Raw genomic sequence first — 26,713 nt, 5'->3', positions numbered from 1 at the left:
CTTTTATTACCAGGAGCCAAATGGGCTGCATGTGCAAATCATGCGGCAGGTTATTTTATTTTTCAATATTAACGATATGGTTGAAACTTTTATCAGGAGACCGGTATTGTCTCTTGTCATTTCCATTATTATAACATTAGTAGGGGTACTGGCTTTATTCTCCCTGCCGGTTACTCAATTTCCGGATATTGTACCGCCATCAGTAACTGTTACCGCACGTTATACCGGCGCCAATGCACAGGTTTGTACCGATGCTGTTGCTACACCTTTGGAAAGAGCTATCAATGGTGTGCCCGGTATGACTTACATGAACACGGTAACCAGTAATAACGGTACTACGCTTATCTCTATTTCCTTTAAGGTGGGCACTGATCCTGACCAGGCAGCCGTGAACGTACAGAACCGGGTAACCACCGTGCTGGATGAACTTCCGGAAGAAGTGATCAAGGCCGGTGTGGTAACGGAGAAAGAGGTGAACAGTATGTTACTGTACCTCAACATCGTAAGTAAGGATACATCCATGGACGAACAGTTCATCTTCAACTTTGTTGACATCAATGTACTTAAAGAGCTGAAGCGTATTGACGGGGTAGGCTTTGCCGAGATCATGGGAGCTAAAGATTATGCCATGCGGGTATGGTTAAGGCCCGACCGTATGCTGGCCTATAATGTATCGGTAGATGAAGTGATCGCCGCATTACGTAACCAGAATGTAGAAGCCGCTCCCGGTAAAACCGGTGAAAGCTCCGGTAAAGAAAAAAATGTATTGGAATATGTGTTGCGTTACACCGGTAAATTTTCGGAGCCCAAAGAATATGAGAACATTGTATTACGTGCCGATGCCGAAGGCTCCATGTTGCGGCTGAAAGATATTGCTGATGTGGAATTCGGTGCTCTGAGTTACAGCATGGAATCCAAAACCGATGGCCAGCCTTCCGCTTCTATTATGATCAAGCAACGTCCGGGCTCCAATGCAAGAGATGTTATTGCCAATATCAAAGAACGTATGGCAGAGATCAAGGAATCATCCTTTGTTCCCGGTATGGACTACAATTTTGCCTATGATGTTTCCCGGTTTTTAGATGCTTCTATCAGCGAGGTACTGCGTACCTTAATTGAAGCCTTTATCCTGGTGTTCATCGTGGTATTTATTTTCCTGCAGGATTTCCGTTCCACCTTAATTCCCGCCCTGGCCGTACCGGTGGCCCTGGTAGGCACACTGGCTTTTATGATGATGATGGGTTTCTCCATTAACCTGCTTACTTTATTTGCATTAGTACTGGCCATTGGTATAGTAGTGGATAATGCCATTGTGGTAGTAGAGGCCGTGCATGTAAAAATGACGGAGGAAGGATTGAATGCCATGGATGCCACCATTGCAGCCATGAAAGAAATTACCGGGGCCATTATCGCTATTACCCTGGTAATGTCGGCAGTATTTGTACCCGTTGCTTTCTTATCCGGACCGGTAGGTGTATTCTACCGCCAGTTCTCTTTAACACTGGCTATCTCCATTGTTATTTCCGGCGTAAATGCCTTAACGCTTACACCGGCCTTATGTGCCATCATGTTAAAGCATAATCATCCCGGTAAAAAGAAAACTTTATTGCAACGTTTCTTTGGCGGCTTTAATAAAGTGTACGATAAAACACAAAATAAATACCAGGGTTTTATCACCCGTATTGCAGGGCGCAGGGTAGTAACACTGGCCATACTGGCTTTCTTCTTCCTGACAACCTGGGGTATCAGCGCCGTCCTCCCTTCGGGTTTTATTCCTACCGAGGACCAGGGCGTTATTTACGCTAATGTAACTACACCTCCGGGCTCAACAGTAGAACGTACGGGTGAAGTATTGGACGAAATACAGCGTATTGCACAGCAACACAAAGCTGTTGAAAACATTTCCACCTTATCAGGTTATAGTTTAATTACCGAAGTATCCGGCGCCTCTTATGGTATGGGCATGATCAATATGAAACCCTGGGATGAAAGAAAAGAATCGGTAAATGACCTGATAAAAGTATTGGAAGAAAAAACAAAACATATCAAAGATGCGACCATTGAATTTTTACCCCCACCTACTGTTCCGGGATTTGGTAACTCCAGTGGCTTTGAATTACGCCTGCTGGATAAAACCGGCAGCGGTGATCTGCAGCGAACCCAGCAGGTAGCGCAGGAGCTGATAGCCGCTACTTTAAAAACCGGGGTAGTAGGCAGTGCTTTCACCGGCTTTAATCCCAATTTTCCGCAATACATGATCCATGTTGACCAGGAGATGGCGGCTAAAAAAGGCGTAACGGTGGATAATGCCATGAATACCCTGCAAACACTACTGGGCAGTTACTATGCAACCAACTTCATCCGTTTTGGCCAGATGTATAAAGTAATGGTACAGGCATATCCCGAATACCGTGGCAAACCCGAAGATGTATTGAAGCTGTATGTAAAGAACGATAAGGGAGAAATGGTAGCGTATAATACATTCATCCGCATGGAACGGGTGTTTGGCCCCGAACAGCTTACCCGGTATAATATGTACACTTCGGCACTCATCAATGGCGATGCTGCTGCGGGTAAAAGTAGCGGCGATGCTATACAGGCAGTTGAAAAAGCCGCTAAAGAAGTATTACCCCGTGGTTTTGATTATGAGTGGTCGGGTATGACGCGTGAGCAGATACTCTCCGGTAACCAGGCCATGTACATCTTTGCCATCTGTTTGTTATTTGTATACCTGATACTGGCGGCACAATATGAAAGCTTCTTATTGCCCCTGCCGGTTATTCTTTCCTTACCCACCGGTATATTCGGTTCCTTCCTGGCATTAAAACTGGCGGGGCTTGAAAACAATATCTATGCACAGGTAGCCCTGGTAATGCTGATTGGCTTGTTAGGCAAAAATGCAATCCTAATAGTAGAGTTTGCCATACAGCGCCAGAAAGCCGGCATTAGTGTATTAAAGGCCGCCGTAGAGGGAGCGGCTTCCCGGTTACGTCCTATATTAATGACCTCCTTTGCATTCATTGCCGGCTTAATTCCACTATGTATTGCCTCCGGCGCGGGTGCATTGGGCAACCGTTCTATTGGTATGGCTGCGGTAGGTGGCATGCTGCTGGGTACCGTGTTCGGCATTATACTTATACCCGGTTTATATGTACTGTTTGCAGGTATAGAAGAAAGAAAAAAACTAAGGAAGACCAGGAGCAAACTAACCACAGAACAAACATCCACCAATTAAATGTTCGTTAACAGATACTATCGTTTTTATGATACCGGCTGTAGTAACACAGGGCATCGTCCCTTGCGTCGCACACTGCAACTGTATACCATTATGCAGCATACGGGACAGCCATATCCATAAAGTATAACAACAGTGATCAATAATTATTTTTATCATGACATCAAAAAAACATCTTTTACTATACGTCTTTATACCGGCTGCTGCTTTTGTGTTAATACAGGGTTGTATGCCGGCTAAACCGCTGGCCGATTCTAAACCCGTAACTGTTCCGGAAAACTATACCGTTAACAGTGACAGCGCCACCATTGCAACCATACCCTGGCGACAGTTTTTTAAAGACAGGACACTGGTGGGCTTAATTGATACAGCCCTGCGTAACAACCTTAACCTGCAAAACACTTTACATCGTATATCCGTTGCCCGCGCTAACCTGCTGCAGGCAAAAGGACTCAGCCTGCCATCGGTGGAAGGTTTTGTATCAGCCGCGGCGGATAAATATGGCAAATACACCATGACGGGTGTGGGGAATTTTGATACCAATCTTTCGCCTAATGTTAACGACGATCAAAAAGTAACTACCAGTCCTACACAGGACTATTTCCTGGGTATAAAAAGTACCTGGGAAATAGATATATGGGGTAAACTGAAAGCCCGTAAAACCGAAGCGGCCAACCGGCTGCTGGCCACAGAAATGGGCCGGCAATGGGTGGTAACACAACTGGTGGCCGAGGTGGCGGGTCAGTATTATGAACTATTGGCCCTGGATAAAAAACTGGAGATCATTAAACGCAATATCCGTTTGCAGGAACAGGGTGTAGAGATCGTAAAGGCACAAATGGAAGGCGGACGTGCCACTTCACTGGCGGTACAGCAGTTTAATGCCCAGTTATTACAAACAAAGGGCCTGCAGCTGGAAACTGAACTGGATATTATTAAACTGGAAAACCAGGTGAATCTGTTATTGGGAAAATTTCCCGGACAAATTCCAAGAGGGGATTCTATTAACAGGCAGCCGGTACCGGACATCGTTCAGGCCGGCATCCCTTCACAACTGTTAACGCAGCGGCCTGATATCCGCGAAGCTGAACTGCTACTCGAAGCTTCCAAAGCCAATACCACGGCAGTACGCAAGGCCTTCCTGCCTTCACTGGTACTAACGCCTTACCTGGCTTTCAGCGCCTTTAAATTACCCCTGTTATTTGCGGATGGTTCACTTACCTATGGTTTACTGGGCGGATTAACACAACCCATATTTAACCGTAACCAGTTAAAGAGCAATTTTAATATTGCTACGGCTGAACAGCAGATAGCGTTTAACAACTACCAGCAAAATATATTACAGGCTTTCCGGGAAGTGATGAGCAGCTTACAATCTATTGAGCAGTACCGTAAAATTATAACGGTTAACCAGGATGAGGTACAAACCCTATCCGATGCAGTGATAACTTCCAACGACCTGTACAAAAGTGGTTATGCTTCTTACCTGGAAGTGATCACGGCACAGAAGGGTGTACTGGATGCGGAGCTCAACAAAACCTTATCACAAAAAGAAATGCAGCTGTCTTTATTAAACCTGTACCGTTCATTGGGTGGAGGCTGGCAGTAAGGCTGTTGTAAAAGCAGGAAATATATAGTATAAAGAAATTTGTCATAAGGCCGGCTTTAGCCGGCCTTGTCATTATGGTATACACTTACTCCCGGTATTATTGGCATAAATAATGTAAGCAATTAACGAACTTAGCGCTTATAAATACGTAGGCGCCAGCCCATGGATAAAATAATACTAAAACCGGTAAAATGAAAAAGATACTTGCTATAGCTAATACTATTGCGTTATTACTCACTATTGCCATTAACTATATTTCCAATTCCGGTTTATTGAACGGGAATACCATGAAAACTGTTTCCGATAAATATGCCAACTATTTTACGCCGGCGGGTTATGCTTTTTCCATCTGGGGACTTATTTATCTCGGGCTTTTGGGCTTTGTTATTTATACGGCTGCCGGTTTAAATAAAGAACAGCAGGGAGGTCCGGTACTATTGCAGGTTAAATGGTGGTTTGTGGTTTCCTGCCTGGCCAATTCGTTATGGGTAGTAGCATGGTTATACGATCATATCGGCTTGTCGGTGTTTTTAATGGCAGTTATTTTTATTTCTCTTTTTAATATAATCATCCGTACCGGTGCGGTTGTGGAGCGTGCCTCCCTTAAAAAATACCTGCTTGTTTTTGCACCCTTCTCTTTATACTTTGGCTGGATCTCGGTAGCTTTTATCGCTAATATGGCTGCTTATCTTACTGCTACAGGTTGGGACGGCTGGGGCATTTCGCCTATTAACTGGACCGTTATCATGATAGCGGTTGCCGGCCTGGTAAATATTTTTGTTATCTGGACCAGGAACCTCTATTTATTTGGGGCGGTAGGCATCTGGGCGATACTGGCCATAGCAGCTTCCAATGAAGTAAGTTTAATTATAAACACCTGTTATGTGGTTGCGGTAGTATTGGCCATTGTTATCATTATCAGGCTGCTGGCAGCAGGAAATAAAAAGAATAATTCACCCATTATACAAGGGCATAACCGGGTTTAGCTTAAACCATATTTTTCCATTAAAGGCTGACTTTTCTCAAGCTAATAAGTAAGTACCAACTCTTTATCTGATGCTGTTACATGTTTGGCAATGTCCGGGTTGTTAAATGATACAGTACGTTTATTTAATAAGGCAGGATTTATTTTGTGCAGGGATATAAAAATTCAGCAAGGGCTTTTATTACCGGCACATTACCCCATATACTTAAAACCGGTCATTTTATTTCCAGTCCTGTGTTTCCCTCAAAGAAAAAATAAAACCGTACAGTTCTTGTAAAGCCCGGGGGCCAGCAGGACCGTAATCATCAATGGTTTTTGTTGTCCCTCCGGGAAAACTGACTTTTATTTGATAGGAAGGCATATCAGTAGCCTGTGTGGCATAAGTGTCGGGCAAGCTGTTAAGATCGGCTTTGGCAATAAAGTACTTCAGGCTGTCGAACTGTGCAGGTTTAATAACGGTGGTAAAAGTTCCTTCACGGTCATTAAACATACCTGCTACATAGGTTGAGGCGCCGGTTTCATTAATGGTTATACTAAACTGGGGGCAGGTTCCTTCACAAAGGCCGGCTGAAAACTCCACTTCACGAAAATCGCCGGAAGGCATAAAGCAACCACAACCAGATAGCAACAGCAGGTAAAGTATAAAACTATAAAACGTCATAATACTTTTCTTTATAGATACTAAATACTACTTTTTACATAAACAGATCAATAAATAATGATCAGGGTCTGATGATCTGTGTTTCGCCTTTGGTATCTACCAGCTCAACAATAAAATGCTTTCTTTTAAAAACAGCCATGGCGGTGCTAATTAATTCCTGTTCTGTTTTAAACTCCAGTATATCTACCGGTATCACCATATTATTGATATCGGCTTCTGTAAAATAGATTTTGGCTATCAGCGGGTAAGATAACTGTATAATATCCCTGTTAATAAAATAGGGTATTTTATCGTTTTCAAAAACCCATCCCGGCCGGTTATGTATATACTTTGTCGGCGGGGTATATAAAAGCGCATCTACCTTTTTATCATCCAGTTGTTTATTAAAAGGCTCGCCCTTTTTATTTACCAGTATGGCATACTGCCTGCTATCGGCCAGTTTATAATAGGGATGATAGAACTGCGGCGCAGACCGTTCTGTGAGGAGTGTCTGATCAATCGTGTAAGGATCAATACCCGTAAGTTCTTTTAGCTTTGCTGCCATAGGTGTTGCCCAATTGGGTATAGGCGCTTCGCCAATATGCGAAAAACCGCAATACACAATCACTTTGGCAGTAGGAATACTGTCCAGCAGCCTGGCCAGGTTAAGAGCCTGCCCGGTTTCTCTTGTCTGCTGGTTGCCGCCGGATGCATGTTCATAGGGATAAAGCGTATACCCCAGCTGATTGGCCTCCCGCATCAGGTTGCCAAACTGGGGCTCCATGGTATAATAACCGGAGTTAAGATTAGGGTATTTGCTGTTTTCTGTAAAGCCGGCCCGGGTAGAAAAAGTTTCGGCTGCAAAAAAATGATATCCCGCTTCTTTTAGTTCTGCCAACAACGAAGTAACAAAAACCCGGTGACGGGGATTATAGTGCGCTTCGTTAAAAATAAGCACCCGGTGCTCCTTTGCTTTTTTCAGGATGAACTTTTTAGCATCGGTCGCTTTATACTCCTTTACAAAACCGGCGCTGTCTTCCTTGGAAATAGTTTTTTTATACGATCTCGGCTTGTCCCATTCCTGCAATGCTTCTTTATACAGACCAATAAAAGACAGGTCCGATGAAGTAACACCACCCCGCCAGGAGGCAGAATCTGATTTTATTTTTCCATAAATAGTGGAAGAGAATTTATAAGGGAATGGGTCTTTAACCTGTGCGGATAAACCAGATGTAAAAAAAAGAAATGTAATAATGGCTATTGTTCGCATATCAATTTTTTATTAATACTTTTTGTCTTCTTTTGCGAGACTAAATCTAAGATTTATCTTATACATTCTGAACAGTATATATCTCTCAGGTCATCAGATTCGAGCAATTGCATGCTTGCGCCCCCCATGTTGGTAGACTTAAAAAGCGCACAAAATCTTTCTTTATTAAGATTAACTGCATTTAATGTGGCTTTCCAGAATTCATCAGTATCATACATGTCCGGACGGAAAAACAAAAGATTTAAGTAGTAAAATAATAAATCTTCATTAACATTTATATCAGCAATCTTAGGCTCAACAATATCCTGTGCCCATCCTTGCTGGGAATAATAAGAATAGTATTTCGCAAGGGATAAAATATCCTCATCGCTGGCAGATAAATTAGCGTATCTTTTTTTAATTTCATTTAATGACGAATCTTTTCCGGCATAATTGAAGGCCTGCATTTGGTCTTCGCTTTTAAGGATATAATAATTTACCTTCATCCTTTCTGAAAGAACAAAAGAAATGCCTTGATTTTGTAGCTTTTCAATTTCTTTTAATAACACATACTTTGAGGTGGAATCACCCCCGTACTGCCACATAAAAAAACGTAGTGCACAAATATTATAATTTAGCCTGCCATTATCCGGATCAATCTTTTTCAGTTCTATAAAATTTTCAAAAGCTTCATATTCGTCCGTAGCCTTTAACATGTATTTATACACCTCCCGGTCATTTAAAACCGGAGAATATACTTTTGATTTTGGGATTTCAATTGTATTAATATAAGAAAGAGGAAGCTTGTTATCTGAAATTCTATTTGCTATTTCTTTTTGTAAATTTTGCGCTTTCCGGATATCCCGTACTGAAATAGCTTTTTGAAATTCGTTTAAAATACCGGATGAGGGCTCATTATAATAAGGAGACTTTTTTTCTACATATAAAACTGCCGTGACCTTTCTTTGGCTAGCCAGCATAGGTTCGAAGTCTGACAATATCTTTTTATCTAATAACTGCTTTTTAATTTCAAATTTTGAGAGAAATTCAAAATCCTCAAACTTTGTATTCCTTATAGAACGAAAAAAATCTATCCAGTTTTCCGCTGTTATTATACTAATACGATTTAATGTAGGATCGATTTTTTTTAAAGCGGTTACCATACTTTCTGCCCGCTTGGACATTAATGTTTTATTAATAGACTCTGTTCCTTCTACGGAAGAGTAAGCCCTCAATTCAACTTTTTTGATTCTTGAAGAAGTGATTCTTATAGAATCGAAATATTTTTTTAAATAATCCGGGTTAAAGGATGAGCTTCCTTTCGAAAAAGGGATTTCGATCTTTATTTTTTCTGTATAGGTAAAAAAATCTTCTTTGTTGCCTGCAAAGCTTACTGCCTCACTAATAAGAGAATCTGTAAAGAGCCCCATGGGTAAAAGCTGCCACGTGCTTCTGGGGATATCAACAAAGTTGGTGTAAAAACAAATGGACGAGCCATTTAAAATTACCATGTTGCCTTCCAGCTCCTTACCTTTCAAGTGGACTGGTATCGTTCCTATTTTTGAATAAATACCGCCTTCAATTAATCCTTTATTATTCGCCAGTAACGCATTTTTATATATGCCGGAAGTAAATACACCTTTAGGCAGGGTTTGCGGGAGGGATGCGTTTGGCTTACAGATATACCGGTCCTTGGTTACAATATCAACAGCTACGCCATAGGTATTATTCTTAAAAATCTTTTCAAACCAATCTTTATTGTTCATGGAAAAATAAATTTCCCCATCCTCATTAATGTGAATGCCAAACAATATTTCTTTAGGCCTATTACTGATGGTTGATTGACAGGATGCACAGTTGTTATCAGCTCTGCCATCTTTAAAATTTGTTTGTGAAAAAACAAATGTTGCTGCGAAACAAAAAGTAATAATGAGTAAAGTTCTTTTCATTTTAGTGCCAGTGTTTTTCTGTTAAGGTAAAAGCGCCCATATTTAACCGGCAGCCTGGACTTTGGGCCGGGTTTTGATTCTGTTTATATAAAGTTGTATTACGGTTGGCTGGTGTAATATTCAAGGTCCTGTTTTATTTTTCCGGGTCAGCTTACTTATTTGAATGTCCTTGATAATCTTCAGCTACCAGGTTCTTAAATATACAAACGGTTTTAAAAACTTCAGCATATACCGGAAATTAATATAATTGTGTTGAAGAAAGCATCAATGCTCAAAGGCTGCCCGATGCGCAGGGTTTAGTGCGGAGTGCAACGAAGCACCGCAGCGATAGCGGAGCCCGTAGCAGCGGGAACAGTAGCTGATAAGGGTTACCGCAGCTGAAAGCCCCGGAGAAGTAGTTAGCTTTAAGTAATAAGTAATAAGTTATAAGCTGGCTACGCCAATGAGATAATTGGGTAATTTGAAAAATTGGTAATGAGGGTGGCGTTTTTAATTTGTAAGTAGGAAAGTAAAAACATCGGGGATGGACCAGCCACTATGAACCATTAACAATGAACCATGAACTCCTCTACGCTTTCTGGTTCCTGTACCATTTATACGCAATAATGCCAATGATCAGTAAGGGCACAAAAGCCAGGTAAATAATACCGCCGTTCATGCCGCTGGCAGGGCCTTCGCCCAATTGCTGGGCCGTTTTTGTACAAATAGAACACTGCGACCAGCCGTTAACGGAAAAGCCAAGAAATAAACAAAGGGTTGCTACGTATGGTATCCTAATCCTCATGATCGCCGAATTTGGCGCAAAGTTACGAAACTACGGGCAAGGAAAACCTATAATTGTATGGGTAATGTAGCCATATAAGTATCCCAGCTTATCTGCAGCTCGGCATTCTTTTCCACCGGCTCAAACTCCATAGTAAAATACTCCTCGTAAGTATGGTTATCAATTACAGGAACGGTAAACTTATATACATCTTTGGCCCTGTTCTGTTTCAGGCCCCAGGTATCCACATTACTGTTTAATATCAGTTCCCAGTTACCTTGCTCGGGAATACAGTACATAATATAACGGCCGGCCTGTACCTGTTGCCCCAGGATATTTACATTTTTATAAAAAGTGATCTCTGTGGCTTCATTGGCACCTAAACGCCAGGGTTCGTTGTATTTTATCAGGTCTTTGAACAATTTACGTCCGCTTAAATGGGGACGGCTGTAAATAACCCGCATAACGGGGCTGATGGCGCTGTCGGTACTGATCTTTAACACCGGGAAATTAACCGGGAAATAGCTCATATCCATCGGTGAAATATCCACCGGGGAATAATTATTGGGAGCGCCGTTAACCGGCGGGGGATCAGGTTTTTTAAAATAATCAGGTTGCGTAACAGGCGTGTTCGCCTGGTCTTTTTTATGGTTATTACAGGCAACAAGTATGGTAATGGTAAATAATAAACAGCAGTTAACCAGTTGTTTTAGCATAAGGGCATTTTATATTTTAATGGGTAGTTTGGCCATATAATTATCCCAGGCCACCACAAAGTTTATTTGCTGTGCGTTGTTTTCAAAGTACATACTTAACAGCTCTACCGTTTCGCTGGTAGGTATGGCCGGTACCTGCATCCGCACCACATCCTTTTGGGCATCGTATTTAAAAGCTCCCCAGCAATCTGTTTCGGAATTAATGATAAAGGTCCAGTTGTTTTCCTGTACAATGGCATAAACGGTATAACGTCCTTTCGGCACTTTTTTACCATTGATGGTCACATCCTTATAAAACTCTATTTCAGTAGCCTCATTGGCACCCATGCGCCATACTTTACCATACTCCACAATACCGCCATAAATAGTACGCTTTTCTTTCGCCGGGCGGCTGTAGACCACACGGGCTACGGGACCATCTTTGGCCTTGTCCTGTATTTTTAATAAGGGATAAGCGGAAGGGTAATAACTCACATCCAGGGGCGAACGGTCGGGAGCAGGTATGGCCGATTGGCCCATAACGGCGTTAAACACCGGGAAAGCTGCCAGTAGCAGCAAAAAACCACGAATAAAAACCATAGCACAAAAATAAATAAAGGAGGTTCTGGAAATTTATTTATTACATGAACGTTTTTCGGACCATTTTGTTACGTACCGGCCTGTAAATAAGTTATTTATTTCAGGATGCCGGTAATAAGCCCTGTTGTTCCAGCACAAAAGCTTTCACATCGGCCCAAAAAACCTGGTATAAACTCCGTAAAGCCTCATAATTGTTCTGTAATATGACTACCCCCGGGGCACTATCGTTTAAATAGGCCGACCGCCTTACCAGGCCTGCCATACTTTTACTAATGCCCTCAATAGTTCGGTAGTTGTACAGCCAGTTATGGGTACGCATATAAGGTAACATGCCGGCAAACTCCATGGGCAAATACGCATAATGCTTCTGCAGGGTGGTATAGGTTTGCTGAGCAAAACCGGCCAGGGATTCATCAGTGAACTCGTTGGGATCCGCGGCCAGGAAATGATCATACACCACATCAATAAAAGCCCCGCTGTACAAACGGTAAACCGGGCGGAAAAAGGCCTTGGCCTCCCGGGTCACAGGATGTTCATCAGTAAACTGGTCGATCTGGCGGTGCAATACAATGCCCTCGCGGATACCCGGGGGATAATCGTACTGTTGTTTCCCCTTCACAAAATCACTGATCATATTGCCTACCAGTAAACCGGGCTGACCAAAAGATAAATACGCATGGGCCAAAAAATTCATACAGGTATTTGATAAAAATGATGCCGGAACCTGGTTTTTATGCTCATTTCCTGATTTTGACAAAAGAATAGCACCACCTGACCCGGACTAATGGTAAGATACTAATTAATATGCGTAGGTTGCAATGCAAACAATTGTTAGCGCCAGGCATGGCGGGGAGTAATAAATTTTTTAAGATACCCTTATTATTTTGTTCTTTTGCGCCTTGTGTTCTTTAAATAGCAAAAATACATGGTACAGTTAGGTACTGAGCGGGTTACGCTCAATGATTTTATAGCAGCATTGCAGGGCAGTGCAATACAGTTGCCCAAAGCGGCCACTGATAAGGTAGCGGCAAGTCACGATTTTTTGAAAGATTTTGCCGGGCAGAAGCTGATCTACGGTATCAATACCGGCTTTGGCCCCATGGCACAATATAAGATCAACCAGAAAGATATTTTACAATTACAATACAACCTTATTCGCAGCCATAGCAGCGGCAGTGGTAATATTATGACACCACAGCTGGCCAAAGCCGTGATGATCGCCCGTTTGAACAGCCTGTTACAAGGCTATTCAGGGGTGCATCCCGAACTTACACAGTTACTGGCCGATATGATCAACAAGGATGTGATCGCCTGCATATTTGAACACGGCGGGGTAGGGGCCAGCGGCGACCTGGTACAACTGGCGCACCTGGGCCTGGGTTTAATAGGTGAGGGAGAATTATGGTATGAAGGCAGCCTGCAACCGGCAGCGGAAGTGTTTAAAAAAGCCGGCTTAACACCCTTGTCCATTCATATACGTGAAGGACTGGCCATTATTAATGGTACTTCGGCCATGACAGGCATTGGTTTACTGAATATACACCGGGCTAAAAAACTATTGGACTGGTCCCTGATCTTATCAGCACTTACCAATGAATTGATGGAAGCCTATAACGACCATTATTCTGTAGAGCTGAACCAGGTAAAACATCATATTGGCCAGAACAAAATTGCCGCCATGTTCCGCCAGGTGCTGGAGGGCAGTAAACTGATCCGCAGCCGGTCGGAACATTTATACAACCCCGACAATATTAAACACGATGTATTTGAGGATAAGGTACAGGAATACTACTCCCTGCGTTGTGTAACCCAGGTACTGGGGCCGGTATATGATACGCTGGCACATGCGGAAGAAACGGTGATCAACGAGCTGAACTCGGCTAATGATAACCCGATAGTGGATGTGGCCAATAACAATATCTTCCATGGTGGTAACTTTCACGGCGACTATGTATCGCTGGAAATGGATAAGGTAAAAATTGCCATTACCAAACTATCCATGTTAAGCGAAAGGCAACTGAACTACCTGCTGAATAGTAAACTTAACTTAAAATTCCCCCCATTTGTAAACCTGGGCGTGTTTGGTTTAAATTTTGGTATGCAGGGTGTACAGTTCACCGCTACCTCAACCGTTGCGGAGAACCAGACCTTGTCGTTCCCTATGTATGTGCACAGTATACCTAACAATAACGACAACCAGGATATTGTGAGTATGGGCACCAATGCGGCATTAATTACTAAAAAAGTAATTGATAACAGCTTTGAAGTACTGGCCATACAGGCCATGTCCTTAATGCAGGCAGTGGACTATATTAAATACCAGGACAGGCTGGCGCCTGCTACCCGTACGGTGTATGATGCCATCAGGTCTTTTTTCCCCGTGTTTGTAGAGGATACGCCAAAATATAAAGACATACAGGCGGTAAAAAACTACCTGGAACAAAATATGCCTGTTAACTTTTAACGGGCACGACAAACATTAACCGGCAATAAAATTTTTATATGAACGCTGCATTGGTAACAGGAGGATCACGGGGTATTGGCCGTGCTATATGTATTACATTGGCAAAGCAGGGCTATTATGTACTGGTCAACTATAAAGGTAATGAGGAGGCAGCGGCCGAAACCCTGGCCATCATTATGAGTAATGGCGGTGCCGGGCAAACCCTGCAGTTTGATGTAGCCGACAAAGCACAGGTGGAGCAGGTTTTAGGTGGGTGGATGGAAGCCAATGAAGATAAAAAAATTGAAGTGTTGGTGAACAATGCCGGTATTAAGGATGATGTATTATTAATGTGGATGAAGGATGAGCAGTGGGATAATGTAGTGAACACCGGCCTTGGCGGTTTCTTTTATGTTACCCGTTTGGTGGTGAACAGTATGCTGCGCCAGCGTTATGGCCGTATCATCAATGTGGTATCCCTGTCCGGTTTAAAAGGTATGCCCGGGCAAACCAACTATTCCGCAGCCAAGGGTGGTATTATTGCTGCCACAAAAGCGCTGGCACAGGAGGTGGGTAAACGTAACATTACGGTTAACGCGGTGGCCCCCGGTTTTATTAAAACCGATATGACAGCCGATATTGATGAAGGACAATTTAAAGCTTTGATACCCGCTAACCGTTTTGGTACCCCCGAAGAAGTGGCCCATGCCGTAAACTTCCTGGCTGCCAAAGAAGCCGGCTATATTACCGGCCATGTGTTATCGGTTAACGGTGGTTTATACACCTAGTATTACAGACAGCTGCATCTATACCGGGTATAGTATAATTATGTTACAGGCAGCAGTAATGCTATCAGCTTCCGTTGCAATTAAGTAATTGTTCGCAATTCTTTCTTTCACGGAAAGAAAGAATGAGAGCCACACTTCAGCGTCCGGTTCTCTTATCAGCAGGTATAGGTCCTGCTTACCACTTATTAGAAACATTGACCCCCTGGCACTTTTGAACCTTTGAAACCTTCGATCCCTATTCTTTCATGCTTTACCCCATCAATATAAAAAAATACAAAACCCTTTTCATCTTCATCCTGATCGCCAATATAGTGCTGATCACGGTTCCGTTTGTATTGGTAAAAATGGGGTATGTATTTTTTCCCGCTTATAAGGGTAGCAAACTGGTCAGTTATAGTTTAATTGGTTTACTGATTACAGGCACATTATTGCTGCAGGTAAAATACCAGCGGAAGAAGTTAATACAAATAGCCTGGATGCCTTTCTTTGATGCAAGGATAAAACTATATAATAAACTTTTTACTATCCGGATGTACTGGCACTTGGTTTCCTGTATAGTAACGGCAATCATTATTATTGTAACACTGGATACTTATTTTTTTTATTATGGTATCCTGGATGTGGTCATGGCATTTATGTATTACCCACGCCTGGCTTTATTTCAAAGAGAATTAAGAGAGGAGAATATTGTACTGGTATAAAAGAAAAATCCCCCGGTTTGAACTGGTATCATCACCAACAAAACGGGGGATTTATATTCTTTATTACTGTCGCCAAGGGTTAATCCCTCCTCGACATGTATAACATAATATATTGTATCAGGGTAACTACGGCGGCTAATGCAGCAACCACATAAGTAGTAGCAGCCCATTTCAACGCGTCTTTAGCCTGGGGGTATTCTGTACTCGTCGTTACATTGGTGGTATTTAACCAGGCAAGGGCTCTCTTACTGGCATCAAACTCAACTGGTAAGGTAACCAGGGTAAATAAAACGGTTACCGACATTAAAATTATACCGATCAGTAATACGGTGGTATTACCGGACGCAGCCATAATTACACCGGCTAATAATACCCAGTTTACCAGCATAGAACTAAATTGTACCGCCGGTACCAGTTTACTGCGCATCATCAGTGGTCCGTAAGCAGTAGCATGTTGTACGGCGTGGCCACACTCATGCGCAGCTACGGCTGCAGCCGATACGCTGGTACCGCTGTATACTTCAGGGCTCAGGTTCACGGTTTTATTGGCGGGATTATAGTGGTCAGTTAAAAAACCATCTACCGAGGTCACTTTTACATCGTAAATTCCGTTTTCGCGCAGCATTTTTTCTGCTATCTCTTTGCCACTCATACCGTTAGCCAAACGAACTTTACTGTATTTAGTAAACTTACTTTTTAGCACCATCGATACTAACATGCTGATTCCGACAAAAATCAGCGAAACAATCATAATTGCTGGTGTCATGTGATCTTAGTTTTTGTTATTTGTAGTCAATTACTTATATCAAATTTACAACCAAAAACGCAAAATGAATTCGTTGCGCCTTTTTGTCAGTTTGTGTATAAAATATTTTTACACTATGTAAGTGCAAGATACAACTAATTTTTTATATTTTGTTGATTTATAATTATATATATGTTTTTTATATACTGACAAAATTGCCATAATTATACCCTTCCGGTGCTGAAAGTTATTCACAGGAGCAAAAAATTATTTTGAATTGTGGCTTAGAATTGTAACTTAGTGCTAGAATTTAATGGGTTAGTAAGTAAAGGGGTCGGTCGTAAGATGGGCCCCTTTTACTATTCTGTATAAGACAGGATTTGAATCGTTGTTTTACTATACCTGCTCTTCTTCTTTCCTCCTTTTTCAGTTTTTTATTTCACAGACCATTGTGTTTGCAAAAATTGTTACCACACCATTGGTTTTTGTACAGCTGTTTCAATAAGTGATAACAGCAAACATTATCTTTAGCCCATGAGTAAAGTTAAGAAAGCATTCTTTTGTCAGCAGTGCGGTTATGAAAGTGTAAAGTGGGTTGGGCAATGTCCGTCATGCGGACAATGGAACAGCTTTGTGGAAGAACTGGTACAAAAAGATAACGGTAAAACAAAAGCAGACTGGAATAATTACGACGGCGAAAAAAAAGCAAATAAAACGATAGCACTGGACGAAGTAACAACCGGCGAGGAAGTAAGGATCATTACTCCCGATGTGGAACTGAACCGTGTACTGGGCGGGGGCATTGTAGCCGGTAGTATTGTACTGGTAGCGGGTGAACCGGGCATTGGTAAATCAACCCTCTTCTTACAAAACGGGCTACAGTTAAGCAATACACGCGTATTATATGTAAGTGGTGAGGAAAGCGCCCAACAAATAAAAATGCGGGCCGAACGTATCAAAGGCAATAACCCCGACTTTTATTTACTTACCGAAACCTCTACGCAAACCATCTTCCAGGAAATAAAAAAATTAAAGCCACAGCTGGTTATTGTCGATTCTATTCAAACCCTGCAAACTCCTTTTATAGAATCCTCGGCCGGCAGTATTTCACAGATACGGGAGTGTGCCGGCGAGTTTCAGCGCTTTGCCAAAGAAACCAACACACCGGTATTTTTAATTGGTCATATTACCAAGGATGGTAATATAGCTGGTCCCAAAATACTGGAACATATGGTGGATACCGTATTGCAATTTGAAGGTGACCGGCATTACGCGTACCGCATTTTACGCACTTTAAAAAACAGGTTTGGCAGTACAGCCGAATTGGGCATTTACGAAATGAATGCCGATGGCATGCGGCCGGTAACCAACCCCAGCGAAATACTCATTACCCAAAAGGAAGAACAGTTAAGTGGTATTGCCATTGCAGCTACTTTGGAAGGTGTGCGTCCTTTACTGATTGAAGTGCAGGCCCTGGTTACCCAATCGGTATATGGTACGCCGCAGCGTACGGTCAGCGGTTTTGACCTGCGCAGGTTACAACTATTGTTAGCTGTGCTGGAAAAAAGGGGCGGGTTTCATTTTGGTGTAAAAGATGTATTCTTAAATATTGCCGGCGGTTTAAAAATTGAAGACCCGTCTATTGACCTGGCCGTTCTGTGTGCTTTATTATCCTCCTACGAGGATGTACCCCTGCCGCCACAGGTATGTTTTGCGGGCGAAGTGGGATTGAGCGGCGAAATAAGGGCAGTAAACCGTATTGACCAGCGCATTGCCGAAGCAGAAAAACTGGGCTTTGAAAAAATCATTGTATCCAGGTACAACCAAAAATCCATCAGCAAACAAAAATTCAACATCGAGATCATTACCATGGGTCGGGTAGAGGAAGTATACAGTTACCTGTTTAACTGATTATCCGTTTAATACGGCTATATGGAGTAAGTATGTTGTAACTTAATGGTTAAAGCTAACCTTATGTTAGGGCTGACTGCTGTTACGGCTGCTGTAAAACAATTATTCTTCCCGCATGTCTGTGCAGGTTGCGCCGGTGAGCACCTGGGCAATGATTCGCAGATATGCCCGGCTTGCCTGCAGGCATTACACCCGACCCTTTTTTCCCGTTATGCCAACAACCCGGTAGAGAAAAAATTTACCGGCAGGGTGCCGGTGCAAACAGCAACCGCACAATTTTACTTTTCCAAATCATCGGTACTGCAGCAACTGGTATTTAATTTTAAATATGCAGGTAACATGGCACTGGGTATACAACTGGGACGTAGTATGGGGCATGGCCTGCAACAGGCTCAGCGGTTTACCGGCATTGACCTGTTATTACCCGTACCCCTGGCTCCCCGTAAACTGCGAAAAAGAGGGTTCAATCAATCCGCCGTTCTTTGTAACGGCATCAGCGAAATAACCGGCTGGCCGGTAGTGGAAACCGGTGTACAAAGGCTTAGGGCCAATACCACCCAAACCCGCAAGGACAGGGTACAACGCTGGGAAAATGTATCGGGTATATTTGGTGTGTCCAACCAGCAGTTGCTGCAAAACAAACATGTGTTACTGGTGGATGACGTAATTACCACCGGCGCCACCCTGGAAGCCTGTGCCCAAACCCTGCTTGCTGTAAAGGGCCTCCAACTCAGCATTGCCACTTTATGTTATGTACCGGGCTAGCGCGTGAATTCATAATTCATCATTCGTCACTCCCGGGTCGTTGTTCATAGCATTTAGCTTTTTGCTTTCAGCTTTCGGCTTTCGCTTATAGCTTTTCCGTAATTTTGAACCGTATGAAAAAAGCGTTGGGTTTTTGTTTACTGGCCTTTGTATTATTAACTGCCTGCAGTAAAAACTCCTTCATTACCTCACCCGATGCAAAACTTTCCACCTCCGTTGATACCTTAAAATTTGATACCGTATTTACCACCGTAGGCTCGGTAACCAAACTGTTTAAAGTATTCAATGATAATAACCAGAAGCTTCGCCTGAACAGTATTGCGCTGGCGGGAGGTACAGCTTCTCCTTTTAAGATCAATATTAATGGTACTGCCGCTACCCAGGTAAACAATATTGAGCTGGAAGCCAACGACAGCCTGTATGTATTTGTACAGGTAAACATCAATCCCGAAACCGGCAACCTGCCCTTTGTGGTAAGTGACAGTATTGAAATAAATTATAACGGCAATACCCGTAAGGTACAGTTACAGGCCTGGGGACAGAATGCCCACTTTATGAGGGACAGGGAAGTAGCCAGTAACGAAACCTGGAACAATGACCTGCCCTATGTGATACTGGGTTATCTCTATGTACATCCGCAAACACAGCTCACCATTAATAAAGGAACAAGGGTTTATTTTCATGCCGATGCGCCGGCCATTATTGATGGTACTTTGCAGGTGAACGGCGATGTGGATACGGCTGACCGCGTTTATTTCCAGGGCGACCGGTTAGATGAGCCCTATAATATTTATCCGGCTGCATGGCCCGGCATTTACTTTCGCAGCAGCAGTATCAATAACCGGATCACGTACGGCGTAGTTAATAATGCGCACCAGGCACTTGCACTGGAAGGGCCGGCAACAAATGGTAACCCCAAGCTCGTATTACAGCAAACCGTGGTACACAATGCCTACGATGCGGGCATACTGGCGGTTAATTCCAGTGTACAGGCGGTCAACAGTCTTATTACCAATTCGGGACGAAATATTGTATTGTCAGCCGGCGGTAATTACCAGTTCACACATTGTACCGTAGCCAGTTACGGCAACAACTTTGTGCAGCATAATAACCCGGTACTGCAGCTTTCCAATAGCGATGGCGTAAACCATGCGGCCTTACAGGCTGTTTTTACCAACTGTATCTTCTGGGGCGAAGGCGGGGTGATGGAAAACGAGGTTCTGGCCACCAAAAACAATGCGGCGGCTTTCAATGTACAATTCAACAATGTATTGTGGAAGATGAAAACCGTGCCTGCCGAAGTGAGTACAACAGGGAATATTATTACACAGAAACCGGAATTTGATTCCATTAATACCTCCCGCCAGTTCTATAATTTCAGGCTAAAAAATATTTCCCCGGCCATTGGCAGCGGGTCTGCGGGCACAATTATTGATCTGGATGGAAAGACGAGGGGAGGTCTGCAAACAGATTTAGGTTGTTTTGAAAAACAATAATGGCAGTTTGTTGTTATCGGCTGTATAGCCCTGGCATCAAAGACCATCATCATTTTTTATTTAACTTTTTAAACATAAAACAAATGAAAACTTTATTCATTGCGCTGTTTTTAATGGTTGCTGTTGGCAACAAATCCATTTACGATTTTAAGGCCCCCGGACTGAGCGGCGGCGAAATAAACCTGGCCGATTATAAGGGTAAAAAAATATTGATTGTTAACACCGCTTCCAAATGCGGCTTAACGCCCCAGTACGAAGAACTGGAAAAACTATACCAGCAGCATAAGGACAAACTGGTAATTATAGGCTTCCCGGCCAATAACTTCATGGGCCAGGAGCCAAGTAGCAACGAGACCATTGCCGAGTTCTGCAAGAAGAACTACGGGGTAACCTTCCCTATGGCAAAAAAAGTATCGGTTAAAGGAAAAGATATTGACCCCTTATTTAAGTACCTGGTAGAGCAGGCCGAAGCCAAAGGCATTAAAGACCCCATCAGCTGGAATTTTACCAAATTCCTGGTGAATGAAAAAGGGGAACTGGAAACAGTGTTTAGTCCTAAAACAAAACCTTTGAGTGAAGAGGTGCTGAAGTATTTGAATTAATACGATGGCTTACTATAATATACTAATTAAAGCGTTTTAATTTTTTAAAACGCTTTTTTATTGCGTTGTTCAAAAACCTTGTAACGTAAACTTAATTGTACGCTTCTGACAAACAGTTCATGAGCCGGGCCTTGTTTGCCGGACAACAGATCCGTAAAGCCGAATAAATAATCACCGGCTATCTGCCATTTAGGACTAAGGTCTATTCCCGCCGATCCGCTTAACCCCGCATTTACATAATTGAAACTTTTTTGAAAGTTGACCAGTACGTTCATATAAGCTCCTATGGCTCCGTAAAGCCCCATGTTTTTAAACAGGTTACTCCTTAATCCGATATTCGGGGAGAGTTGCAGATATATTGGCCGGCTGTTTTTTTGTCTGCCTGCATCTTCATAAAACCGGTCGTACTTAACCGGCAACATAACCAATTGTGCTGCTCCGCTGAAAAACCCGGGTTTTGTTTTTTGGTACTGCTGGTAATTAATGCCCAGTTGAAACCCCGGATTAAATTCCCTAACATAATTATGTATGCCTGCACCTTCTTTTTTAAAACTGCTGATATTAGCCCCTCCGGAAATATATAATTTTTTTTGAGCTGCAAGATTTGTAACAATGATCATCATGCTTACAGTTAACAATAATTTATTCATAATAATATGGACATTTATTATATACACGCTGCTGCTTTCATTTTTTTTATTTCATATAATATTAATAAACCTGGCACACCTGGCGCAAGTCTTCTGAAAGACGACTTGTGTCAACAATAAATCAACCCTGATTATATCAGGGTATAGCAAAGATTAGCTCCAGCCTGTTCTGATTAACCTGAGCAAGCAAATATTCCGAAGGAAGACTTGTGCCCTAAAAATCTGCCCTGATTATATCAGGGATATAACGAAACTATTACAAACAAAGAATATTATCATACAACTACAAAAACAGTCTAAAGAAAACTGTATTCACTCTTCAATACCAAACAGGAAGATCAAGCGAACGACCCACAACAATACTGTTGGCATAAGCCACAGGTACATCCGGCAACAGGATAGCTTGTGCCAAAATCGTTATTATAGCCTCATTCCCTTTAACAATACTTTATAAATAATCAATGAGTTATGATTGTGTAATAAAAAAAATAAACACATCTATACAGCGAGACCTGATTAGCGCAAGCGTTAACATTGCAGCAGAAAGGGAATATTTTTGAACAGATTAAAATTATTAAAACATGAAAAAGTTATTCAGCCTATTATTATTGTTACCCTTCTTTGCCGTAGCACAAAATTCTGCTCAGTCAGAAGTAGATGGTACACCTCATATTGAAGTAACCGGTACTGCGGAAAAGGAAATAGCACCGGATGAGATTTCTATCCGCATTGTATTACAGGAAACGGCCGAAAAAAACAGGACAACCATCAAAGAGCTGGAAGAAGCGCTGAAAGCGAAACTGAAAGCCAGTGGTATTGAGTTGAATAAACTGGTATTACAGAATGCCAATGCGAGTTATGAAAAAATATCCCGTAAAAACAAAGATGTGATTAACCAGAAAGAATATATCTTAAAAGTGAACAGTGCCGAACAGGCTTATAAGGCCTTTGCCATTTTTGATGAAATACAGATCAAGGATGCCCGTATTGTAGAGCTGAGCCACTCTAAAATTGAGGAGTACAGACAGGAAGTAAAACTAATGGCGGTAAAAGCGGCCAAACAAAAAGCTACTAATATGTTAGCGGCTATTGGTGAAAGTATTGACAAGCCATTAGTGATCCGTGAGATGGATGAGACTTATATGGTATACAGGGCGAACATGGTGTCTAATATTGCGCCAAGTGCTGATTATATAAATGAAGGAGAGGATTTCCTGGAAATAAAACCGATCAAATTACAGTATAAAGTATTTACGCGCTTTAAGATCAAATAAAAAAACGGAGCTTAGCTCCGTTTTTTTATTTATAACAGGCCGTGTTGTATTATTCTGATTTACTAAAATCCAATGCAGGGGCTAACCTTAAAAGAATAACGCACAGAAAAGCCAGCACAAAAATGGTAATGAACAGGGTATTGGGCGTATCACCCTGGAATGCACCGATGGCAGCTGCAACCAAAGCGCCGGCCCCCATACGTAAAGCGCCGCCTAATGCAGAAGCTACTCCCGCATTGTGTTTAAAAGGTGATAGAGATGCAGCCATCACATTCGGATTAATAAAGCCGGTTAAAAAAAGAATAGAAAAGATACCGGCTACCAATACCCGGTAATCAACCGTTGGCATCGTTAATAAAACAGCTAACAATACGGTGATGATAACACATAATACCCGTGTAGCAATAGCAGCGATCTTTAAAAAATAAACCTTTTTGGTTGCCAGTCCGTTTAAAGAACTACCGGTAATAAGCCCGGTCGCATTAATGGCGAATATGACAGAAAAAGTAGCTTTATCCAGCCCGTAGAATGTTTGAAAAACAAAGGACGAAGAAGTGATATAGGCAAACAGGATGGCCATGGACAGGCTGCCGGTAATGGTGTATAATAAAAAAGTACGGTTTTTTAATACGGTCCAATAGTTTTGCCGCACTTCGCTGATACGCAGTTTACCGGTGCTGATAAACCGGTTGGTTTCGGGCAGAAAGAAATAAATGAGTAAACTGACAAGGGTGGCAAATGCCGCCAGGAAAAGAAAAATAAAGGACCAGTCCGCTTTTTCCAGTAACATACTGCCGATACTGGGTGCAATTAAAGGCGCTACCCCCATCACCAGCATGATCAGCGAAAAGGCTTTGGCCATTCTTTCTTTCTCATACACATCACTGATAATGGCATTAGAGGCTACCATACCCACACAGCCGCCCAGGGCCTGTAAAAAACGCATGGCGATCATGCTATCGATGGTTTGCGAAAAAGCGCAACCCAGCGCGGCCAGTATATAAATGAGCAAGCCGGCCAGCAGCGGTTTTTTACGGCCGTATTTATCTACCACCGGCCCATAAATGAGCTGTCCTATGGAAATGCCGATAAAGTAGGAGGTAAGGGTAAAAGCTACCTGGTGTTCATCGGTACCCATGGCTGCCGCGATCTGGCTAAAGCCGGGCAGGTACATATCAATAGAAAAAGGACCGAGAGCCGCCAGTATACCTAAAAGTATGATCAGGAAGGTTTTGTTGATCTGTATTGTTTTCATAATGAGAAAAGCAAAAGTAGGCGTAATCGCCTGCTTTTGCCTGGAAATACTTTAAAGTGAGTTTTGTGCAGGTACAACAGTTTTGAGGGAAATTGGTTGGGGTGGGCTCAATCAAAATTTTATTATTTACTTGATAAGGAACTATATAAGAGATTTGGAGCTTATTGCTGCTAAACTAATACATGATTTTTTTATTTTGTACGATACCTTTGTGCGGAATTACGGATTAAAATTCTTTAAACGTTGAATTGCTTTCCCTAAACTATAAGAATTAGCCGCCGCATTTTGAATATTCCATTTTTTTTCAATGAACGGTAGTAATGCTGTATTATATGCAGGCCCCTTACCAGCACCTTTTTTTGGAGTCAAGTCTTCTTTTAGCCTATCATTTGTCGAATGAGAAGCTATATTCATCATCATATAAAGGCTAGGCTTAAATGGGAAAGTAATTTCTGAAATATCCTTTTTATTATCAAGTACTTTGGGTTCAGGAATAAGATTAATATCAACTGAAAGCCAGTCGGAAAAACCTTTTCGATCTGCCATTAACCATGTTTCAGCCTCTTCCTGTGCTATTCGAAAAAGAAGTTCATTACTTATATTGTCTGACCCGAACCATTTTCTAATCAGTGCAGGCGGACAGGTAAAAGTGTCTAAGTCCGTTAATAAAAATGTGGGACTTCCTAGTTTATTATACTTTGGTGCTAAAGTCTGTATTTGCCCACCTCTTGCAGGTAATCGATTTTTGATAATTATGTCAGTTCTGTACTCTCTTAATAGGCGTTCAATTATAGATTGTGTAACAGGATCTTCGCCAACAATATCAATTTCCATTATGCAGGATCTTTTAATTCCAAAATTTGTTGAATGCTGACAGGAGCAACTTTGGGTATAACGGCTTCCGCTATAGTAAACCCAGCATCTAAATATCTTTTTACATCTTGAATATCCATGGCTCTTCTTATTTGAGTTCCTTCTTTAGTTGGAAGTAGTACTAAAGTTTCTTCACCGCCGATTCCCGCACTACTTAAAATGTCATAGCTATGGGTAGAAATAATAACTTGTCGTACTCGACCTTTTCTTCTCTGAAGATTAAATATAAACTCAGGTAATTGTTTAACAATTGCCGAATGGAGATATAGTTCAGGTTCTTCCAATAAGATTGTTTCTTGTCCATCCAATAGCGCCCACATAAACCCAATTAAGCGGAGTGTTCCATCAGAAAATTGCGATTCTTGTTGTTTTGCTCCCTTTGCCCTCCAATGTTCATAAGTTGCCTCTAAATGAGGCACTCCACTTCTATCTTTTACAAAATCAATATTGGATAGTTGTGGTACAGCCAATTGAAGAACCTCATTTATCCTTCTTAAAAAAGAGTCTCGTGTCCTTTTATTTGTTTTGTCCATTCTGTCTAAAAGATTTCTACCATAAAAGTCTTCTTTATTCACTGCGAGTAAGTATGAATCAGAATCTCTAATCAATTGTGGTACAATATGTAAGTATTGAGTATCTTGAAAAAAATGATAAACCTCTCTAAATGACTGATTTGAATTTGGTTGCTCTAATAAAGTAAATTTTAAAGTCTCAGGATCTTCATCAGAATTTGCAGCCTTACGATGAGCAACAATTTTACCATTTAAATCAGTTACTTTTTCTTCTTCGATTGAGGCTTGTTTCGCAAAAATTCCTCCACCGGAATGTTTAAAAGATAAATAATACTTCCATAATACCTTTTTCGATTTATCATTTTCAGACATGTGAATTTCTATTGCAACATCAGATCGCTTTCTTGCCGCTAGACACCGAATTTTAGAAACTCCACCCCGTTGTTCTACAGCGAACTGCAGTCCACCAGCTTGCTTTACAATGTCTCTCATGAAGCGAATGACATCAAGAAAATTTGATTTTCCAGAAGCATTTGCTCCGACAACAAAAACTCTATCGGTAAGTCCAACATCCACATTTTGAAAATTTTTCCAATTAGTTAATTTTATTTTACTTATTATCATGTTAAATGTTGTGAAAATGTTATTAAAAAGGAGAGCTTAAAACCCCACAAATAACGATTAAATATAAACAAAAAATGAAAATATATTCTATTGTTTATCTATGCTCAGGTAGCTCAATACCTATACATATAGTAATGTGGGTGAGTAGATATTCGTCGCTCTGATTACTCAAAATTGAATTTTGTGTGGGAACATAATTAAATTAATTAAGGTTGTCATCTTCGAAACCCTTTGTAAGGTTTCCGGAAACCGGAATTATTGACATTTTTCTTTATCTGCAGTGTGTAATTCGATAAGATCGTTTACCGCAACTGTCAATTTGCACTTTAATAGTTTCAGTTTAGCTATA

General features: G+C 41.8%; 23 protein-coding genes. 11 read left to right on the top strand and 12 right to left on the bottom strand.

The annotated features are described in order from the left end of the window. Positions 1 to 76: 76 nt before the first annotated feature. The 3 genes from ACFS6H_RS03105 to ACFS6H_RS03095 all read left to right on the top strand — a co-directional run bounded on the left by ACFS6H_RS03105 (position 77) and on the right by ACFS6H_RS03095 (position 5,830). On the top strand, positions 77 to 3,235 hold the full coding sequence (locus ACFS6H_RS03105; RefSeq protein ID WP_386097221.1) for an efflux RND transporter permease subunit: 3,159 nt from the start codon (positions 77 to 79) through the stop codon (positions 3,233 to 3,235). Positions 3,236 to 3,392: 157 nt separating this feature from the next. After that, a complete protein-coding gene (locus ACFS6H_RS03100; RefSeq protein WP_386095116.1) occupies positions 3,393 to 4,844 on the top strand; it encodes a TolC family protein in 1,452 nt (483 codons plus the stop codon). A 191-nt stretch (positions 4,845 to 5,035) separates the two neighbouring features. Next, the gene (locus ACFS6H_RS03095) at positions 5,036 to 5,830 is read left to right on the top strand and encodes a hypothetical protein (RefSeq protein ID WP_386095114.1); all 795 of its coding nucleotides are present in this window, start codon (positions 5,036 to 5,038) and stop codon (positions 5,828 to 5,830) included. Positions 5,831 to 6,049: 219 nt separating this feature from the next. On the opposite strand, the gene ACFS6H_RS03090 is transcribed toward ACFS6H_RS03095, so the two are convergent. The 7 genes from ACFS6H_RS03090 to ACFS6H_RS03060 form a co-directional block, all read right to left on the bottom strand. Further along, entirely contained in the window at positions 6,050 to 6,490 is a 441-nt protein-coding gene (locus ACFS6H_RS03090) for a DUF6438 domain-containing protein (RefSeq protein WP_386095112.1), read from the bottom strand. A 61-nt stretch (positions 6,491 to 6,551) separates the two neighbouring features. Further along, positions 6,552 to 7,739, bottom strand: a complete 1,188-nt coding sequence (locus ACFS6H_RS03085) for a hypothetical protein (protein WP_386095110.1) — start codon at positions 7,737 to 7,739, stop codon at positions 6,552 to 6,554. Positions 7,740 to 7,792: 53 nt separating this feature from the next. After that, positions 7,793 to 9,667 carry a hypothetical protein gene (locus ACFS6H_RS03080; RefSeq protein WP_386095108.1) on the bottom strand — a complete coding sequence of 625 codons (1,875 nt, stop codon included), beginning with the start codon at positions 9,665 to 9,667 and terminating at the stop codon, positions 7,793 to 7,795. Between the two features lie 568 nt (positions 9,668 to 10,235). Further along, complete coding sequence (locus tag ACFS6H_RS03075) at positions 10,236 to 10,451, bottom strand: hypothetical protein (protein WP_386095106.1); 216 nt, start codon at positions 10,449 to 10,451, stop codon at positions 10,236 to 10,238. A 47-nt stretch (positions 10,452 to 10,498) separates the two neighbouring features. Further along, positions 10,499 to 11,146: a DUF2911 domain-containing protein gene (locus tag ACFS6H_RS03070; RefSeq protein WP_386095104.1), complete on the bottom strand. Its 648-nt coding sequence runs from the start codon at positions 11,144 to 11,146 to the stop codon at positions 10,499 to 10,501. Positions 11,147 to 11,155: 9 nt separating this feature from the next. Next, positions 11,156 to 11,725, bottom strand: a complete 570-nt coding sequence (locus ACFS6H_RS03065; RefSeq protein ID WP_386095102.1) for a DUF2911 domain-containing protein — start codon at positions 11,723 to 11,725, stop codon at positions 11,156 to 11,158. Positions 11,726 to 11,825: 100 nt separating this feature from the next. Continuing rightward, a complete protein-coding gene (locus ACFS6H_RS03060) occupies positions 11,826 to 12,419 on the bottom strand; it encodes an acyl carrier protein phosphodiesterase (RefSeq protein ID WP_386095100.1) in 594 nt (197 codons plus the stop codon). Between the two features lie 231 nt (positions 12,420 to 12,650). Here ACFS6H_RS03060 and ACFS6H_RS03055 point away from each other — a divergent pair, with 231 nt between their 5' ends. The 3 genes from ACFS6H_RS03055 (at position 12,651) to ACFS6H_RS03045 (ending at position 15,657) form a co-directional block, all read left to right on the top strand. Next, complete coding sequence (locus ACFS6H_RS03055; RefSeq protein WP_386095098.1) at positions 12,651 to 14,189, top strand: HAL/PAL/TAL family ammonia-lyase; 1,539 nt, start codon at positions 12,651 to 12,653, stop codon at positions 14,187 to 14,189. A 38-nt stretch (positions 14,190 to 14,227) separates the two neighbouring features. Continuing rightward, a complete protein-coding gene (gene fabG / locus ACFS6H_RS03050; RefSeq protein ID WP_386095096.1) occupies positions 14,228 to 14,956 on the top strand; it encodes a 3-oxoacyl-ACP reductase FabG in 729 nt (242 codons plus the stop codon). Positions 14,957 to 15,201: 245 nt separating this feature from the next. After that, positions 15,202 to 15,657 (top strand): hypothetical protein, encoded by a 456-nt coding sequence (locus tag ACFS6H_RS03045; protein ID WP_386095094.1) that lies wholly within the window; start codon positions 15,202 to 15,204, stop codon positions 15,655 to 15,657. 79 nt (positions 15,658 to 15,736) lie between these two features. Here the strand turns inward: ACFS6H_RS03045 and ACFS6H_RS03040 are convergent, their stop codons facing one another. After that, positions 15,737 to 16,423 carry a zinc metallopeptidase gene (locus tag ACFS6H_RS03040; protein WP_386095092.1) on the bottom strand — a complete coding sequence of 229 codons (687 nt, stop codon included), beginning with the start codon at positions 16,421 to 16,423 and terminating at the stop codon, positions 15,737 to 15,739. A gap of 513 nt (positions 16,424 to 16,936) precedes the next feature. On the opposite strand from ACFS6H_RS03040, the gene radA reads away from it, so the two are divergent. The 4 genes from radA to ACFS6H_RS03020 all read left to right on the top strand — a co-directional run bounded on the left by radA (position 16,937) and on the right by ACFS6H_RS03020 (position 21,176). Continuing rightward, positions 16,937 to 18,313, top strand: a complete 1,377-nt coding sequence (radA, locus tag ACFS6H_RS03035) for a DNA repair protein RadA (RefSeq protein WP_386095090.1) — start codon at positions 16,937 to 16,939, stop codon at positions 18,311 to 18,313. A gap of 63 nt (positions 18,314 to 18,376) precedes the next feature. Further along, positions 18,377 to 19,078: a ComF family protein gene (locus tag ACFS6H_RS03030; RefSeq protein ID WP_386095088.1), complete on the top strand. Its 702-nt coding sequence runs from the start codon at positions 18,377 to 18,379 to the stop codon at positions 19,076 to 19,078. Between the two features lie 113 nt (positions 19,079 to 19,191). Beyond that, a complete protein-coding gene (locus ACFS6H_RS03025) occupies positions 19,192 to 20,574 on the top strand; it encodes a hypothetical protein (RefSeq protein WP_386095087.1) in 1,383 nt (460 codons plus the stop codon). 83 nt (positions 20,575 to 20,657) lie between these two features. Further along, positions 20,658 to 21,176 (top strand): glutathione peroxidase, encoded by a 519-nt coding sequence (locus ACFS6H_RS03020; protein WP_386095085.1) that lies wholly within the window; start codon positions 20,658 to 20,660, stop codon positions 21,174 to 21,176. A gap of 44 nt (positions 21,177 to 21,220) precedes the next feature. Here the strand turns inward: ACFS6H_RS03020 and ACFS6H_RS03015 are convergent, their stop codons facing one another. Next, positions 21,221 to 21,826 carry an outer membrane beta-barrel protein gene (locus ACFS6H_RS03015; protein ID WP_386095084.1) on the bottom strand — a complete coding sequence of 202 codons (606 nt, stop codon included), beginning with the start codon at positions 21,824 to 21,826 and terminating at the stop codon, positions 21,221 to 21,223. Between the two features lie 581 nt (positions 21,827 to 22,407). On the opposite strand from ACFS6H_RS03015, the gene ACFS6H_RS03010 reads away from it, so the two are divergent. Continuing rightward, entirely contained in the window at positions 22,408 to 23,100 is a 693-nt protein-coding gene (locus ACFS6H_RS03010; protein WP_386095082.1) for an SIMPL domain-containing protein, read from the top strand. Positions 23,101 to 23,149: 49 nt separating this feature from the next. Here the strand turns inward: ACFS6H_RS03010 and ACFS6H_RS03005 are convergent, their stop codons facing one another. From ACFS6H_RS03005 to ACFS6H_RS02995, 3 genes are all read right to left on the bottom strand, one after another. Further along, the gene (locus tag ACFS6H_RS03005) at positions 23,150 to 24,355 is read right to left on the bottom strand and encodes a multidrug effflux MFS transporter (RefSeq protein ID WP_386095080.1); all 1,206 of its coding nucleotides are present in this window, start codon (positions 24,353 to 24,355) and stop codon (positions 23,150 to 23,152) included. 219 nt (positions 24,356 to 24,574) lie between these two features. Beyond that, positions 24,575 to 25,189, bottom strand: coding sequence for a hypothetical protein (locus ACFS6H_RS03000; protein ID WP_386095078.1), 615 nt, complete (start codon positions 25,187 to 25,189; stop codon positions 24,575 to 24,577). Beyond that, a complete protein-coding gene (locus tag ACFS6H_RS02995) occupies positions 25,189 to 26,364 on the bottom strand; it encodes an AAA family ATPase (protein ID WP_386095076.1) in 1,176 nt (391 codons plus the stop codon). Before ACFS6H_RS02995 ends, ACFS6H_RS03000 begins: the two co-directional genes overlap by 1 nt. Positions 26,365 to 26,713: the final 349 nt, after the last annotated feature.

The sequence above is a fragment of the Terrimonas rubra genome (assembly GCF_042686025.1).
GTDB lineage: Bacteria > Bacteroidota > Bacteroidia > Chitinophagales > Chitinophagaceae > Terrimonas > Terrimonas rubra.
This window is presented reverse-complemented; position numbering and strand designations above follow the sequence as displayed.